5 protein-coding genes and 1 pseudogene are annotated in these 16,947 nt (G+C 77.2%); 2 read left to right on the top strand and 4 right to left on the bottom strand.

The features are described from left to right. Positions 1-13 precede the first annotated feature (13 nt). From PUR71_RS32995 to PUR71_RS32985, 3 genes and pseudogenes are all read right to left on the bottom strand, one after another. On the bottom strand, positions 14-454 hold the full coding sequence (locus PUR71_RS32995; protein WP_329930855.1) for an ester cyclase: 441 nt from the start codon (positions 452-454) through the stop codon (positions 14-16). 80 nt (positions 455-534) lie between these two features. Further along, positions 535-3,321 (bottom strand): annotated as a pseudogene (locus tag PUR71_RS32990) (beta-ketoacyl synthase N-terminal-like domain-containing protein); the annotation flags it as partial. 82 nt (positions 3,322-3,403) lie between these two features. Continuing rightward, the gene (locus PUR71_RS32985) at positions 3,404-14,263 is read right to left on the bottom strand and encodes a type I polyketide synthase (protein WP_329930853.1); all 10,860 of its coding nucleotides are present in this window, start codon (positions 14,261-14,263) and stop codon (positions 3,404-3,406) included. 307 nt (positions 14,264-14,570) lie between these two features. On the opposite strand from PUR71_RS32985, the gene PUR71_RS32980 reads away from it, so the two are divergent. Further along, positions 14,571-15,455 carry an LLM class flavin-dependent oxidoreductase gene (locus tag PUR71_RS32980; protein ID WP_329930852.1) on the top strand — a complete coding sequence of 295 codons (885 nt, stop codon included), beginning with the start codon at positions 14,571-14,573 and terminating at the stop codon, positions 15,453-15,455. A gap of 85 nt (positions 15,456-15,540) precedes the next feature. On the opposite strand, the gene PUR71_RS32975 is transcribed toward PUR71_RS32980, so the two are convergent. Further along, positions 15,541-15,972, bottom strand: coding sequence for a PPOX class F420-dependent oxidoreductase (locus PUR71_RS32975; RefSeq protein ID WP_329930851.1), 432 nt, complete (start codon positions 15,970-15,972; stop codon positions 15,541-15,543). A 174-nt stretch (positions 15,973-16,146) separates the two neighbouring features. On the opposite strand from PUR71_RS32975, the gene PUR71_RS41380 reads away from it, so the two are divergent. Beyond that, positions 16,147-16,659, top strand: a complete 513-nt coding sequence (locus PUR71_RS41380; protein WP_443077651.1) for an ATP-binding cassette domain-containing protein — start codon at positions 16,147-16,149, stop codon at positions 16,657-16,659. Positions 16,660-16,947: the final 288 nt, after the last annotated feature.

Genomic DNA, 16,947 nt, shown 5'->3' with positions numbered 1-16,947 from the left:
GTGTCCGGTCGTCTCAGCTGTAGATCTGGGCCTTGACGACCTCGAGGGTGGCGGCCGGGTCCCACTCGTTCTGGGCGTCGATGATGCGGCCGTCCTTGAAGCGGGTGCGGCCGGTGTAGTGGATGGTGAACGGCTTGTTGGTGGCCTCCAGGCCCATCACGGTGCCGCGGTGCACGCCGTGGAAGGTCCAGTTGAGGTGCACCCAGTCGTCCTCCCACTTGACGATCTCGAACTCGTAGGTGGGGTCGAGCTTCTCGCGCATCTCGACCATGCCGGCCTTGATGCCGGCGAGGTCCGGCTCGGTGTTCTCGAAGCCGAGCGCCGACTCGTCGGTGTGGTGGACGAAGTCCGGGTGGATGAACTCGTCCAGGACGTCGTCGTTGCGGCCGTTCAGGTGCTCGGAGAGGTAGCGCCCGAGGAGCGCCTCGGCGGCCTTCTGCTCTTCGACGTTCATGCGTGGATTCCTTTTCTCGGTGGGTGTGTCGCGGTGGTTCGGGTGGTCTGGGGGGTGCCCGCACGGCCGCTCGGGGCGGCTCATGCGGTGAGCGGCACCCGGACGGCGCCCGGCGCGTCCTCGCCCGCGCACCACAGCGGCGCACGCAGGGCGGTGTCGTGCAGCGCGCCGACCAGGGCGGCGGTGGCCGCCGCGCCGGCCGGGAGCGCCGGGGCGCCCGGCAGCGGGGTGCGGTCCAGGGTGAGCAGCGAGAGGACGCCGGCGACGGCGGGCGCCTCGGCGGCGGCCGTGCGCAGCAGCCCGGCGAGCTCCCGGCGTCCGGCGCCGGAGCCGGGCAGGTCGACGCGCACCGTGCGGACGCCGGCGGGGAGCCGCTCCAGTGCGGCGTCCGCCTCGGGGCCGTCGGCGCCCGTGGCGGGGGCGACGACCAGCCAGGTGTCCCCGGCGGCCGCCGGGAGCCCGTCGGTCGCCTGCCAGGCGGTGCGCAGGCCGGCCGGGGCCTCGGCGGGCCGGGTGCGGCCGGCGTTGTGGAAGCGCTCGGCGGCGAGGTCGGGCCAGTAGCGCTCGCGGGCGAAGGCGTAGCTCGGCAGGTCGGTGCGGCGCGCGCCCAGACCGGTGTGGAACGCCTCCCAGTCGAGCTCGACGCCCCGCACGAACAGCTCGCCGGCGAGCCGGGCACCGGCGTCCTGGCCGGCCTCGGGGGCGAGGACGGTGGCGTGGGGGCCGAGCGCCGCGGCGGCGGTCCGCGAGGCCAGCGGGAGGAGGAACAGGCCCTTGCCGGTAGGGAGTTCACTGTTTCCGGCTCGTCCCGAGAGTACCTCACGCAGCCCGTCCGCGAGCGCCGTCCGGCCCTGCGCGACGGCCGCCGCGGCCTCCCCCGCGACACCGGTGCCGAACACCGCCGTCGGGCGGACGCCCCAGGCGCGCCACTGCGCGGCCAGCGCGACCAGGACGGAGAACAGCACGGGCGCGGCGACCTGTGGCAGCACGGGGGAGGGGGCGTCCGGCTCGTCGGCCAGCACCGCCCACAGCGACCAGTCGACCAGGCCCGCCAGGGCCCGCTCGCACGCGCCGATCCGCTCGGCGAACACCGGCGCGTCCAACGGCAGTTGGTCGGCCAGCAGGCGCCAGGTGCGGACGGTGTCGGGTTCGCCGGGCAGCACCAGCGCGAGGTCCGGTTCGGTCCGCGCGCTGCCGCGCAGCAGCGTCGGCGACGTGCCGTCGGCGGCGAGCGCCCGCAGGTCCTCGGCCGCGCCGAGGGTGTCGTCGACCAGCAGGACGGCCCGGTGCTCCAGCCGCGCGCGGGTGGTGGCCAGCGAGTAGCCGAGGTCCGCCACGGTGGCGTCCGGGTGCTCGGCCAGGTGCGCGAGCAGACGGGCGGCCTGGCCGCGCAGCGCGGCGGGGCTGTGGGCGCTGACCGGCCACGGCAGCGTGGACGGCGTCCGGACCGGTTCCCCGGTGTCGGGCGCGGCGGCGGGCCCGGCCTCCGGTGCCTGCTCGACGATCACGTGCGCGTTGGTCCCGCTCATGCCGAACGACGACACCGCTGCCCGGCGTGCCCGCCCGGTCTCGGGCCACGGCAGGGCCTCGTCCGCCAGCCGCAGCACGCCGGCGTCCCAGTCGACGTGCTCGGTGGGCCGCTCGGTGTGCAGGGTCCGCGGCACCGTTCCCGCCCGCAGCGCGAGCACCGCCTTCATGACGCCCGCCACGCCCGCCGCGGCCTGGGTGTGGCCGAGGTTGGACTTGATCGAGCCGAGCAGCAGCGGCCGGTCGGCGGACCGGCCCCGGCCGTAGGTGGCGAGCAGGGCGGCGGCCTCGATCGGGTCGCCGAGCGGGGTGCCGGTGCCGTGCGCCTCGACCGCGTCGACGTCGGCGGCGGTCAGGCCCGCGTCGGCCAGCGCCTCGCGGATCACGCCCTCCTGGGCCGGGCCGCTGGGCGCGGTGATGCCGTTGCTGGCGCCGTCCTGGCCGATCGCCGTGCCGCGCAGCACCGCGAGCACCGGGTGGCCGAGCCGGCGGGCGTCGCTCAGGCGCTCCAGGACGAGCAGACCGACGCCCTCGGCCATGCCGAAGCCGTCCGCGTCGGCGGAGAACGCCTTGCAGCGCCCGTCCGGGGAGATCGCCCGCATCCGGCTGAACTCGACCAGCATCTCGGGCGTCGCCATGACGGTCGCGCCGCCGGCCAGGGCGAGCGAGCACTCCCCGGCGCGCAGCGCCTTCACCGCGAGGTGCACGGCGACCAGCGACGACGAGCACGCGGTGTCGACCGAGACGGCCGGGCCCTCCAGGCCGAAGGCGTAGGACAGGCGCCCCGAGGCGACGCTGGTGCCGTTGCCGCTGACCAGGTGGCCCTCGTAGCTCTCGGGCTCGGCCTGCAGGAGGCGCCAGTAGTCGTTGTACATCGCGCCGACGTACACGCCGGTGCGCGAGCCCTTCAGGCCCCGCGGGTCGATCCCGGCGCGCTCGAAGGCCTCCCAGGAGACCTCCAGCAGCAGCCGGTGCTGCGGGTCCATGCCGGTGGCCTCGCGCGGGCTGATGCCGAACAGCAGCGGGTCGAACTCCGTCGCGCCGCTGAGGAACCCGCCCTCCAGGGTGTAGCTGCGGCCGAGCGCGTCGGCGTCCTGCGCGTACAGCTCCCCGGGGTTCCAGCCGCGGTCGCCGGGCACGTCCGACACGGCGTCGCGGCCGTCCAGCAGCAGCTGCCACAGCTCCTCGGGGGAGGTGACCCCGCCGGGGTAGCGGCAGCCCATCGCGACGACGGCGATCGGCTCCCGGCGGGCCTGCTCCAGGTCCTGGAGGCGCTGGCGGGTGGCGGCGAGCTCCATCGTGACGCGCTTGAGGTACTCCGCGAGCTTGGCGTCCGTCGGCCGGGTGGCCGCGGGCCGGGCGTCGTTCGGCATGTCCGAGTCCTTCGTGTGTGCGGGAGGTGTGGGCGTGGCGGTCACGGCGTCAGACCCCCAGCTCCTGGTCGATGAAGGCGAGCACCTCGTCGACGTCGGCGTCGGCCAGGTGCGCGGCCTCGGCGGGCTGCTCGGCGGGGGCGACCCTGGCCAGCAGCGCGCGCAGCCGCTCGACGAGCTCCGGGCGGACCGGCCCGGCGGGCCCGTCGGGGCCGGCCGCGAGCAGGCTCGCCTCCAGGCGGTCGAGGTCCGCGGCCGGGTCGCCGGCCGCCACGGCGGGCGCGGCCCCGGGCTGCGGCGCGCCCTCGCCCGCCAGCCGGTACAGGTGCGCGGACAGCTCGGCGACCGTCGGGTGGTCGAAGACGAGCGTCGCGGGCAGCCGCAGCCCGGTGGCGGCGGAGAGCCGGTTGCGCAGCTCGACCGCGAACAGCGAGTCGAAGCCCATGCTGCGGAAGGCGCGGTCGGGCTCGACGTCGTCCGGCCCGGCGAGGCCGACCACGGCCGCCACGTGGGCCCGCAGGAGGTCGCGCACCAGGCGCTCGCCCTCCGGCGCGGGGAGCGCGGCGAGGCGCTCGGCGAGCGGCTCGGCCGAGCCGCCGTCGGCCCCGGCGGGCTCCTTCTCGGCGGCCACCAGGCGGCGGACGTCGGGGAGTTCGCGCAGCAGCGGGCCCGGCCGGGTGGCCGTGTAGACGGGGTAGAAGCGCTTCCAGTCCATGTCGGCGACGACCACCGCGGTGTCCTGGCGCTCGAGCGCGGTGGCGAGCGCGGCGATCCCGGTCTGCGGGGCCATCGCCAGCACGCCGAACCGGTCGAGCCGGGCGCCGATCTCCTCGTCGGCCATGCCGCCGCCACCCCACTGGCCCCAGGCCACCGACGTGGCGGCCAGGCCGGCGCCGCGCCGGTGCTCGGCGAGGGCGTCGAGGTAGGCGTTGGCCGCCCCGTAGGCGCCCTGGCCGGCGCTGCCCCAGACGCCCGCGCCCGAGGAGTAGAGGACGAAGGCGTCGAGGCCGTCGCCGAGCAGGTCGGCCAGGTGCGCGGCGCCGGCCGCCTTGCCGGCCAGGACGGTCCCGACCTCGGCCACGGTGGCGTCGGCCAGCGGGAAGGTGTCGCCCGCGCCCGCCGTGTGGACCACCGCGCGGACGGTGCGGCCCTCCTCGGCCAGGGTGCGCAGCAGCTCCTCGACCGCCGTCCGGTCGGCGACGTCACACGCGGCGACCGTCACCCCGGCGCCCGACTCCCGCAGCTCGGCGGCGAGTTCGCCGGCGCCGGCGGCGGCCAGGCCGGCCCGGCTGGTCAGCACCAGGTGCTCGGCGCCCGAGCGGGCCAGCCAGCGGGCGGCGTGCCCGCCGAGGGCGCCGGTGCCGCCGGTGACCAGGACCGTCCCGGTGGGCCGCCACGGCTCGGCAGCCGGCTCCGGGGCGGCCGCGGCGCGCTCCAGGCGGCGGACGTACGGGCCGGCGGCGCGCACCGCGTACTCGACGTCGCCGGTGTGCCGGTCGCCGCCCGTGCCGAGGACGGCGGACAGGTGCGCCGCCACCCGGGCGTCGAGGCGCTCGGGCAGGTCGACCAGGCCGATCAGCCGGCCCGGCTCCTCCAACCCCGCCACCCGGGCCAGGCCCCACGTCATCGCCTGCACCGGCCCGGTCACCCGCTCGCCGGGCGCCGCCGCCACGGCCTGACGGGTCGCCAGCCACAGCGGCAGCGCGCTGCCGCCGTCGCGCAGCGCCTGGAGCAGCGCCAGCACGGCGGCCAGGCCGCGCGGCACCGCCGGGTGCCCCGGGTGCGGCTCCTCGTCGGCCGCGAGCAGCGCGAGGACGCCGGTGACGTCCGCGTGCTCGGCGAGCAGCCGGGCGAAGGAGGCGCGGTCGACCGTCGCGCCGTCCACGGGGACGGTGACGGCGCGGGCACCGTGCTCCTCCAGGGCCCGGACGACGCCCAGCACCCAGCCGTCGTGCAGCAGTCCGGCGGGCACCGGCAGCAGCCAGGTGCCGTGCACGGGCACCGAACCCTCGGTCCGCACCGGCGCCCAGCGGACCCGGTAGCGCAGCCGCTCCAGCCGGGCCGCCGCGTCGGACAGCTGGTCCGGCTCCACCGGCCGCCCCGACACCGAGCCGACGGTCACCACCGGCAGGCCGTCCGGGCCCACCAGGTCGGCGCTCACCGCGTGCTCGCCGTCGCGCCGGATCCGCACCCGCACGGCCGTCGCGCCCGGCCGGTGCACCGCGACGCGGTTCCAGCTGAACGGCAGCACCGGGCGCTCCCCGTCGAACATCCCGACCAGCGCGGCGTGCATCGCCGCGTCCAGCAGCGCCGGGTGCACCGCGTACCCGCCGGCCGGTTCCGCCTCGGCGGGGGCGAGCGCCACCTCGGCGAAGTACTCGCCGCCGCGCCGCCACAGCCCGCGCACGCCCCGGAACACCGGCCCGTAGTCGTAGCCGCGGTCGGCCAGCGCGTCGTACATCCCGGCGGCGTCCAGCTCCTCGGCGCCGGGCGGCGGCCACGCGCCCAGCTGCGCCCCGGCCGGGGCCGGGTCGGCGGCCAGCAGGCCCGCCGCGTGGCTGCGCCACGGCCGCTCCTCGCCGCCGTCCTCCGCGCGGGAGTAGATGCCGAGCGGCCGCAGCCCGGTGGCGTCCGGCGCGCCGACGGTGACCTGCACCCGCACCGCGCCGCTCTGCGGCAGCACCAGCGGGGCCTGCAGGGTGAGCTCCTCGACCCGGCCGCAGCCGGCCTCGGCGCCCGCCCGCAGGGCGAGTTCCAGCAGGCCGGTGCCCGGCACGAGGACGGTGCCGGCCACGCCGTGGTCGCCCAGCCAGGGGTGGGTGTGCAGCGACAGGCGCCCGGTGAACACCAGCCCGGAGCCGTCGGCGAGGTCGACGGCCGCGCCGAGCAGCGGGTGCCCGGCGGCGGTCAGCCCGGCCGCGGCGACGTCGGCGGAGCCCGTCCCGGTGCTCTCCAGCCAGAAGCGCTTGCGCTGGAAGGCGTAGGTCGGCAGCTCCGCCGGGCGGGCGCCGCTGCCGGCGAAGACGGCCGGCCAGTCCACCCGTACGCCGCGCACGTGCGCCTCGGCGAGCGAGGAGAGGAAGCGGTCGAGGCCGCCCTCGCCGCGCCGCAGCGAGCCGCACACGACGGCGTCGGCGCCGGCGTCCAGCGCCGTCTCCTGGAGTCCGATGGCGAGCACCGGGTGCGGGCTGGACTCCACGAACGCGCCGTGCCCGTCGGCGAGCAGCAGCCGGCTCGTCTCCTCGAAGCGCACGGTCTGGCGCAGGTTGCGCGTCCAGTAGTCGGCGTCCATCACGGAGGTGTCGGCGAGGAGCGCGGCCTCGACGGTGGAGTAGAACGCGACGTCGCAGCGGCGCGGCCGGATCGGCGCCAGGATCTCCAGCAGCTGCCCGCGCAGCGACTCCACCTGCGCGGAGTGCGACGCGTAGTCCACGTCGATCCGCCGCGCCCGCACGCCGTCCGCCCCGCACCGCTCGACGAGCTCCGCGAGCGGCTCCGGGTCGCCCGAGACGACCACCGAACGCGGGCCGTTGACGGCCGCCACCGAGATCCGCTCACCCCAGGGGGCGGTCCGCTCGACGACCTCGTCCTCGGACAGCTGGACGGAGACCATGCCGCCCTTGCCCGCGAGCTCGGTGCGGATCAGCCGGCTGCGCAGCGCGACGACGAGCGCCGCGTCCTCCAGGGACAGCGCCCCGGCCACCGCGGCGGCGGCGATCTCGCCCTGCGAGTGGCCGATCACGGCGGCCGGCTCGACGCCGTAGGAGCGCCACAGCGCGGCCAGCGAGACCATGACCGCCCACAGCACCGGCTGCACGACGTCGACCCGCTCCAGTGCGGCGGCGCCCTGCGCGCCGGTCAGCACCTCGGTCAGCGACCAGTCGGTGTGCGGCGCGAGCGCGCGCTCGCACTCCTCGATCCGGGCCCGGAACACCGGTGCGGTGTCCAGGAGTTCGGCGGCCATGCCGGCCCACTGGGAACCCTGGCCGGGGAAGACGAAGACCACCTTGCGGGCGCCGGCCGCGATGCCCTGCACCACCTCGGGCGAGGGCCGGCCGGCGGCCAGCGCGTCCAGGGCGCCGACCAGTTCGTCCCGGTCGGCGCCGGTGACGGCGGCCCGGTGCTCCAGCGCGCCGCGGGTGGTGGCCAGCGCGAGGGCGACGTCCAGCGGGGCGGGCCCGGCCGGGTCGGCCAGCCGGGCGCGCAGCCGGCGGGCCTGCTCGCGCAGGGCCGGCTCGCTGCGGGCGGAGAGCAGCAGCGGCGCGGGCAGTGCGGCGCGGGACGCCGTGTCCGGCTCCTCCTCGGCGGCCTGCTCCAGCAGGACGTGCGCGTTGGTACCGCTGATGCCGAACGAGGACACGCCGGCGCGGCGCGGGCGCCCGGTCTCCGGCCAGGCCGTCGCCTCGGCCAGCGGCGCCACCGCGCCCGAGGCCCAGTCGATGTGCCGGGACGGCTCGTCGATGTGCAGCGACCTCGGCAGCACGCCGTGGCGCATCGCCATGACGGTCTTGATGACGGAGGCGACGCCGGCCGCGGCCTGGGTGTGCCCGATGTTGGACTTCACCGAGCCGACCCACAGCGGCTCCCCGCCCTGGCGCTCCCGACCGTAGACGTCGAGCAGCGCGTGCGCCTCGATCGGGTCGCCGAGGGCGGTGCCGGTGCCGTGCGCCTCCACGGCGTCGACGTCGGCGGGCGTGAGGCCCGAGGCGTCCAGCGCCCGGCGGATCACCCGCTCCTGGGCGGGGCCGTTGGGGGCGGCGAGGCCGTTGCTGGCGCCGTCCTGGTTGATCGCGCTGCCGCGCACCAGGGCGAGCACCCGGTGGCCGTTGCGGCGCGCGTCGGACAGCCGCTCCAGCAGGATCCAGCCCGCGCCCTCGGCCCAGCCGGTGCCGTCCGCGCCGGCCGCGAACGGCTTGCAGCGGCCGTCCGGGGAAAGCCCGCGCTGGCGGCTGAACTCGACGAAGGTGCTCGGCGTCGACATCACCGTCGCGCCGCCGGCCAGGGCCAGCGAGCACTCGCCGCGGCGCAGCGACTCGCCGGCCAGGTGCAGCGCGACCAGCGCCGAGGAGCACGCGGTGTCGACGGTGAGGGCGGGGCCCTCCAGGCCGAGCGTGTAGGCGATCCGGCCGGAGGCGACGCTGCCCGCGCCGCCGGTGCCGAGCAGGCCCTCGACGCCGTCGGGCACGGCGGCCAGGCCGGTCGCGTAGTCGTGGTACATCAGGCCGGCGAACACGGCGGTGTCGGTGCCGCGCAGCGAGGCCGGGTCGATGCCGGCCCGCTCCAGGACCTCCCAGGCGGTCTCCAGCAGGATCCGCTGCTGCGGGTCCATGGCGAGGGCCTCGCGCGGGGTGATGCCGAAGAAGTCGGCGTCGAACTCGGCGGCGTCGTACAGGAACCCGCCGTCGCGCACGTAGCTGGTGCCGGTGTGGTCCGGGTCCGGGTGGTAGAGGCCGTCGAGGTCCCAGCCGCGGTCCTCGGGCAGCGGGCCGATCGCGTCGGTCTCGCCGAGCACGAGCTGCCACAGGTCCTCGGGGGAGCGGACCCCGCCGGGGAAGCGGCAGGCCATGCCGATGACCGCCAGCGGCTCGTCGGCGTCGGCCCGGTTCGCCGTGACGGCGGCCGGCTCCCGGCCGCCGGCGAGTTCGCCGCGCAGGTGCGCGGCGAGGGCGGTCGGGGTCGGGTGGTCGAAGATCACCGTGGAGTGCATCCGCAGGCCGGTGGCCTCGGTGAGCTCGTTGCGCAGTTCGAGGGCGATGAGCGAGTCGAAGCCCAGCTTGCTGAAGTTGCTCTCCGGGTCGACCCGGTCGGCCGACGGGTGGCCGAGCACGGCCGCCGCCTTGGCGCGCACCAGCTCCAGCAGCGCGGCCTGCTGCTCCGCCTCCGGCAGCGCGGCGATCCGCCGCAGCGGCGCGGCGGCCGCCGGGGTCTTGCGCTCGTGGGCGGCCGGGGTGCGCACCAGGGCGCCGAACAGTGCGGGCACGGTGCCGGCCTGGGCGAGGGAGCCCAGCGCGGCGCGGTCCAGCCGGGCGGCGACGGGGGCGGGCTCGGCCGCGGCCAGCGCGGCGTCGAACAGGGCCAGACCGTCCTCGGCGCCGATCGGCGCGAGGCCCGAGCGTTCCAGGCGGCGCAGCGACGCTTCGTCGAGGGCGCCCGCCATGCCGTCCGCGAGGTCCCACAGGCCCCAGCCGATGGACACGGCGGGCAGGCCGGCGGCCCGGCGGTGCTGGGCGAGGGCGTCCAGGAAGGCGTTGGCGGCGGCGTAGTTGGCCTGGCCGGCGCTGCCGAGGGCGGACGCGACGGAGGAGAAGAGGACGAACGCGGCGAGCGTGCGGTCCCGGGTAAGCTCGTGCAGGTGCCAGGCGGCGTCCGCCTTCGGACGCAGCACGCGGTCCAGGCGGGCCGCGCCCTGGGCGCCCAGGGTGGCGTCGTCGGTGACGCCGGCGGCGTGCACGACGGCGGTCAGCGGGCGGTCGGCGGGGATCGCGTCGAGGACGGCGGCCAGCGCGGCGCGGTCGGCGACGTCGCACCCGGCGAAGGTCGTCTCCGCCCCGAACTCGGCTAGTTCGGAAGCGAGTTCGGCGGCACCCGGCGCGTGCGCGCCCTGCCGGCTGACGAGCAGCAGGTGGCGCACGCCCCGGACGGCGGCCAGGTGCCGCGCGACCAGGCGGCCGAGCGCGCCGGTGGCGCCGGTGACGAGGACGGTGCCGTCCGCGTCCCACGCCGGCTCCACGTCGGCCGCGGCGGCGCATCGCTCCAGGCGGGCGGCGCTCACCGTGGCGCCGCGCAGGGCGAGTTGGGGCTCGCCGGTGGCCAGGGCGGCGGCCAGCGGGCGGAGTCCGGCCTCCGCCGCCGTGACGTCGAGGTCCACCAGGACGTACCGGCCCGGCTGTTCGGTCTGCGCCGAGCGGACCAGACCCCAGACGGCGGCCCGGACCGGGTCGGCGGCCTCGCCGTCGCCCGCCGCGACCGCGCCCCGGGTCAGCAGGACGAGCCGGGAGTCCGCGAAGCGCTCGTCGGCGGACCACGCGTGCAGCAGCTCCAGCACCGCGCCGGTCATCCCGCGGACGGCCTGCGGCACCGACACGGCGCCGTTCGCCGGATCGACGGCGACCAGCACCGTGCCGGGCACCCGCGCCCCCGCGTCGACGGCGGCGGCCAGCGCACCGAAGTCCGCGTGGCGCACGGCCGGGACGGGCCCGGCGAGCGCGTCGCCCAGCACCGCCCAGTCCGCCGGGACGGCCGCCGGGCCGGCGGCCGGCAGCGCCGTCCACGCCACGCGGAACAGCGCGTCGGCCGTGCTCCGCAGCGCCCCGGACGGCACCGGCCGCACGGCGAGCGCGGCCACCGACGCGACCGGGTTCCCGGCGGTGTCGGCCAGCGCGAGCGCCACCGTGCCGGGCCCGGTCGGGGAGATCCGTACGCGCAGCCCGTCCGCCCCCGCGCCGTGCAGGGTCACGCCCGACCACGAGAACGGGAGCGATCCGGCCGCCACGTCCGGCAGTTCGCCCAGGCCGACCGCGTGCAGCGCGGCGTCCCACAGGGCCGGGTGCAGCCCGAAGTCGCCCGTGGGGGCGTCGTGCAGGGCCACCTCGGCGTACAGGTCCCGGCCGTGCCGCCACGCGCCGCGCAGCCCGCGGAAGGCCGGGCCGTGCTCGATGCCGGCGGCGGCGAAGCCCGCGTACGCCTGCTCGCCGTCCAGCTCCCGCGCCCCGGCGGGCGGCCAGGCGAGCGCGAAGTCCCAGTCCCCTTCGGTCACTTCGAGAGCGCTCAGGCCGCCCGAGGCGTGCCGGGTCCACGGCGCGTCGGCCGCCGCGTCCCGCGGGCGCGAGTACAGCCGGAACGCGCACCGTCCGTCGGCCTCCGGGGCGCCCACCGATACCTGGAGGTCCACGCCGTCGTCCTCCTCCAGGACCAGCGGCACCTCCAGCGTCAGCTCCTCCAGCCGGTCGCAGCCGGCCTCCGCGCCGACCCGCAGGGCGAGTTCGGCGAGCGCCGTGCCGGGCACCAGGATCCGCCCGTGCACCCGGTGGTCGGCCAGCCACGGCTGCGCCGCCACCGACAGGCGCCCGGTGAGCAGCAGGCCGCCGCGCTCGTCGGCGAGGCCGACGGCGGCGCCGAGCAGCGGGTGCCCGACCGGTCGCAGGCCCGCCGACGCGACGTCCTCGACGCGCCGCTCGACCGGGTTCACCCAGTAGCTCTGCCGCTGGAACGCGTAGGTGGGCAGGCCCGGCAGGTGGGCACCGGGCAGCAGGGCGGCGAGGTCGACGGGTGCGCCCCGGGCGGCCAGCAGGGCGAGCGCGCCCACGGCGGCCACCGGCTCGGAAACGGTGCGCCGCAGGACGGCGGTGCACACGGTGGCGTCGTCCCCGGCGAGGACCTCCTCGGCCAGCGCGGTGAGCACCGCGTCCGGGCCGAGCTCGACGAACGTGGTGACGCCCTCGGCGCGCAGGTGGCGCACGCCGTCCGCGAAGCGCACGGCCTCGCGGATGTGCCGCACCCAGTACTCGGGGGTGCACAGCTCGGCGGCGTCGGCCGTGCGGCCGGTCAGGTTGGAGACGATCGGGATGCGCGGCGGGGCGAACGACAGGCCCGCGGCGACCGCCCGGAAGTCGTCGAGCACCGCGTCCATGCGCGGCGAGTGGAAGGCGTGCGACACGCGCAGCCGGCTGGTGCGCCGCCCCTGCTCGCGCCACCGGGCGACGAGCTCCGTGACGGCGTCCTCGTCGCCGGAGACGACGACCGAGCGCGGCCCGTTGACGGCGGCGACCGCCACCCGCTCCCCGCGGCCGGCGAGCGCGGCCAGCACCTCGTCCTCGGTGGCCTCCACGGCGGCCATCGCGCCGCCGGCGGGCAGGGCCTGCATGAGCCGCCCGCGCGCGGCGACCAGGGTGCAGGCGTCCGCGAGGGACAGCACCCCGGCGACGTGCGCGGCGGCGAGCTCGCCCACCGAGTGGCCGATCAGGAAGTCCGGCTCCGGCGCCCAGCGCGCCAGCAGCCGGTGCAGCGCGACCTCGACGGCGAACAGGGCGCACTGGGTGTACTGCGTCTCGTTCAGCAGCGCGGCCTCGGGGCTGTCCGGGTCGGCGAACATCAGCGTGCGCAGCGGGCGGTCCAGGTGGCGGTCCAGCTCCGCGCACACCTCGTCCAGTAGTTCGGCGAACTCCGGTGCGGCGCCGTACAGTTCGCGCGCCATGCCGGGGCGCTGGGCGCCCTGGCCGGAGAACATCCAGGCGGTGCGCGCGCCGTCCTCGCCCGCCGCGACGACGTCCGCGCGGCGGCCGCGGGCGAGGAACACGGCGAGCGCTTCGAGGAGTTCGCCCCGGTCCCGGCCGACCACGGCGGCGCCGAACCCGAACCGGGCGCGGCCCGCCAGCGTGTGCGCGACGTCCTGCGCCCGCAGCTCGGGCCGCCGCTCGACCTCGGCGAGCAGCCGCTCGGCCTGCTCGCGCAGACCCGCCTCGGTGCGGGCGGACAGCAGCCAGGGGAGCGCGGGCAGGGCGGTGGTCTCGGTCTGTGCGGCGGCTTCCTCCTCCGCCTGCTCCAGGATCAGGTGCGCGTTGGTGCCGCCCAGTCCGAACGACGACACGGCGGCGCGGCGCGGGGCGCCGGTCTGCGGCCACGCCGCCCGCTCGGTCAGCAGCGACACCGCGCCGCCCGCCCAGTCGATGTGCGGCGACGGCTCGTCGACGTGCAGCGTGCGCGGCAGCACGCCGTGCCGGATCGCCTCGACCATCTTGATCACGCCGCCCACGCCGGCCGCCGCCTGCGCGTGGCCGATGTTGGACTTCAGCGAGCCCAGCCGCAGCGGCCGGCCCTGCGGCCGGTCCTGCCCGTAGGCGGCGAGCAGCGCCTGCGCTTCGATCGGGTCGCCGAGGACGGTGCCGGTGCCGTGCGCCTCCACCGCGTCCACGTCGCCCGGCTCCAGCAGCGCGTCCGCCAGCGCGTCCCGGATCACCTGCTCCTGCGCGGGCCCGTTGGGCGCCGTCAGCCCGTTGCTCGCACCGTCCTGGTTGACGGCGCTGCCGCGGATCACCGCCAGCACCGGGTGCCCGTTGCGGCGCGCGTCCGACAGGCGCTCCACCAGCAGCACGCCGACGCCCTCGGCCCAGCCGGTGCCGTCCGCCGCCTTCGCGAAGGACTTGCAGCGCCCGTCCGGCGACAGGCCGCGCTGCTTGGAGAACTCCACCAGCATCTGCGGCGTCGCCATCACGGTGACCCCGCCGGCCAGCGCCATCGTGCACTCCCCGGCGCGCAGCGAGCGCACCGCCAGGTGCAGCGCCACCAGCGAGGACGAGCACGCGGTGTCCACCGACAGCGTCGGCCCCTGGAGCCCGAAGGTGTACGCGACCCGTCCGGACGCCACCCCGCCCTGGCTGCCGATCCGCACGTGCCCCTCCAGCGACTCGGGCGCGCGCAGCAGGCGGCCGCCGTAGTCGTGGTACATCAGGCCCGTGAAGACGCCGGTGCGCGAACCCCTGAGGTCCGCCGGGTCGATGCCCGCCCGCTCGATCGCCTCCCAGCTGGTCTCCAGCAGCAGCCGGTGCTGCGGGTCCAGCGCGAGCGCCTCGCGGGGGCTGATCCCGAAGAACTCCGGGTCGAACTCGTCGGCGTCGTACAGGAACGCGCCGTTGCGGGTGTAGCAGGTGCCGGGCCGCGTGCCGGACGGGTCGTACAGGCCCTCGCGGTCCCAGCCGCGGTTGACCGGGAAGTCGCAGACGGCGTCCACCTCGTCGGCCACCAGCCGCCACAGGTCCTGCGGCGAGCGCACCCCGCCGGGGAAGCGGCAGCCGATCCCGACGATCGCGATCGGCTCGTGCTCCGCGTCCTCCATGTCGCGCAGGCGCTGGCGGGTGCGGTGCAGCTCGGTGGTGACCTTCTTCAGATAACCGCGCAGCTTCTCTTCCGACATGGGGTCCAGTCACTCCTCGGGCACAGAGGTGGGTCGAGGGGGCGGTGACCGTGGCTCACGGGGGCCGACCGCCCAGCGCGGCGGACCCCGACCTCTCCGGAGGATTTCGAGAGCGGCCTCACGCCCCGCATCGGCCGCCCGTCGATCATTTGCTCGACGTCAATGTCCCAATGCGGCCGGGCGTGCGAAACCCCTAACCCCGACCCCTACCCCGGCCCCCGGCACAGGGGCCGGACAGGGGCAGCAGGCCGGGCGGCCCTGGCCCGTCGCCGCGGGCGCGCGGCATCGCCGGGCTACAGTCGGCCGCATGCGCCTCAGCACCGTGATCCTCCCCGTCCACCGGTGGGGCGAGGGACGGAAGCTCTGGCGGCGGGCCGAGGAGCTCGGCTTCCACGCCGCCTACACCTACGACCACCTGTCGTGGCAGTCGTTCCGCGACGAGCCCTGGTTCGGCGCGCTGCCCACCCTGACGGCGGCGGCCACGGCGACCGAGCGCATCCGCCTCGGAACCCTCGTCACCAACCCCAACGTCCGCCACCCGGTCACCCTGGCCAAGGAGTTGATCACGCTCGACGACGTCTCGGGCGGACGGCTCACGGTCGGAATCGGCGCCGGCGGGACGGGCTTCGACGCCCAGGTGCTCGGCCACGAGGAGTGGTCGCCGAAGGAACGGGCCGACCGCTTCGGCGAGTTCCTGCCCCTCCTGGACACGCTGCTGCGCCGGGACGCGACCACGCACGACGGCCGGCACTACGCGGCCGTCGAGGCCCGGAACGTCCCCGGCTGCGTCCAGCGCCCGCGCGTGCCCTTCTGCGTGGCCGCGACCGGCCCGCGCGGGCTGCGGCTCGCCGCCCGGTACGGCCAGGGCTGGGTCACCTGCGGGGACCCGGCCGACCCGGACGTCCCGGCGGACCGGGCCCCGGGCGTCGTCGCCGCGCAGCTCGCCGAGCTCGCGGCCGCGTGCGCGGCCGAGGGACGGGACGCGGCCTCGATCGACCGGCTGCTCCTGCAGGGCTTCACCGGCGAGCGGCCGCTCGACTCGCTCGACGCCTTCGTCCAATGGGCGGGCACGTACCGGGAGTCGGGGATCACCGAGCTGGTCGTGCACTGGCCGATCCCGGACTCGTGCTTCGCGGCGGACCTCGCCGTGTTCGAGCGCATCGCCACCGAGGGCCTGGCCCAGCTGGGGTGAGCGGGACGTCGTCGCCGCATGCGTGAGGGCCCCGCAGGCATCCGCCTCGGGGCCCTCACGCGTTCTTCCGGCTTCCCCCGACCCCTCAGGCGAGGTCCGCGCCGTACACGTGGTCGACCGCCATGGTGACGAGCACCCGCCGGTCCGCCACCATCACCGCCCGGTACTCGTCCCAGTCCGGGTGCTCCCCGGCCGCCGTCCGGTAGTACGCGACGAGCGCCTCGACCTCGGGCCCGTGCGGGTCCGTCCCCGGCCCGGTGAGCGTGACCGTCCCCTCGGCCGTGGCCCACGAGCGGCCGTCCGGCCCGGTGACCTCCAGCGCGGCCCGCGGGTCGCGCCGCAGGTTCGCGGTCTTCGCCCGTCCCTCGGTCGTCGAGATCAGGACGACTCCGGCCGCCCGGTCGAAGTACGGCAGCACGGGCGACAGCTGCGGCCGCCCGTCCCCCTTGATCGTCGCGAGCACCCCGAGCCTGCTCGCCTCCAGCAACGCGTACGGGTCGAATCCGTTGTCGGTCATGCGCCCATCGTCTCCCTTCACACCGATGGGAAGGTCAACCCCGGCAGGGCGTGTCGGACCCTGCCGATCGGCACAATTCGCCGCCGGGGGTGCGGCTAGGTGCACCCGAACCCTGCAGAAAGGCACATCCCGTCGCGGCGGCGGGCGGCATAGCGTCGATCCCGGGCCATCGAGGTGCGGTGGCCCGGGATCGAGGAGACGGGAGGTGCGCAGGTGGGGGTGGTGCACGGGCCGGCGCTGCGGCTGTCGGGGCTGCGCAAGCGGTTCGGGCGGACGACGGCCGTCGCCGGCGTGGAGCTGAGTGTGCCGCGCGGGTCCTGCTACGGGGTGGTGGGCCCGCGCGGGGCGGGCAAGGGCACCGTCCTGGCGCTGGCGGCGGGTCTGGTGCGGCCGGACGAGGGCACGGCGGAGGTCTTCGGGTGGGCCTCCCGACGCATCCGCAGCGCGCCCGTCCGTCGGTCGGGCTCGTGCCGGACTCGGTCGCCCTGCCGCCACGGCCGACGGGTCGCGAACTGCTCTGCTCCCTCGGCCGGTTGGGCGGCGAGGACGGGCCGGCGGCGCAGGCCCGCGCGGGGGCGCTGCTCGCGCTGCTCGAACTCGACGGCGGGCAGTGCACCCCGGCGCCGGACTACGATCCCGGGCTGCGCGAACGGATGGGGCTGGCCATCGCGCTGCACCCCGGCCTGACCAGAGGGTCCTGCCGGCCGGCTCGGTCGGCGCGCTGCGTCCCGCTGTCGGCGGTGTGTTGTACGACACCCTTCCGAGAAGCGTGGCACGACCGCCGTGGCTGGCCGGGCTTCCGGCGGGCGCGGTGGGCCGGCGGCGTGGGCAGCGCAGGAGCGCCCGGCGTCAGCCACGCGCCGCGGACGTCCTTCACGCGTAGCCGGACGCGTAAAGCCCGGGTGGGAGGGCGGCGTTGGGCCGGGGCGGCCGTCCGTGTCGGCGCCCCGGAGGTGCGCTTGACCACCCGTTGTC

The sequence above is a fragment of the Streptomyces sp. SP17BM10 genome, assembly GCF_036322405.1.
Classification (GTDB): Bacteria; Actinomycetota; Actinomycetes; order Streptomycetales; family Streptomycetaceae; genus Kitasatospora.
The sequence above is the reverse complement of the archived record's forward strand: the minus strand, read 5'-3'. Positions and strand labels throughout refer to the sequence as shown.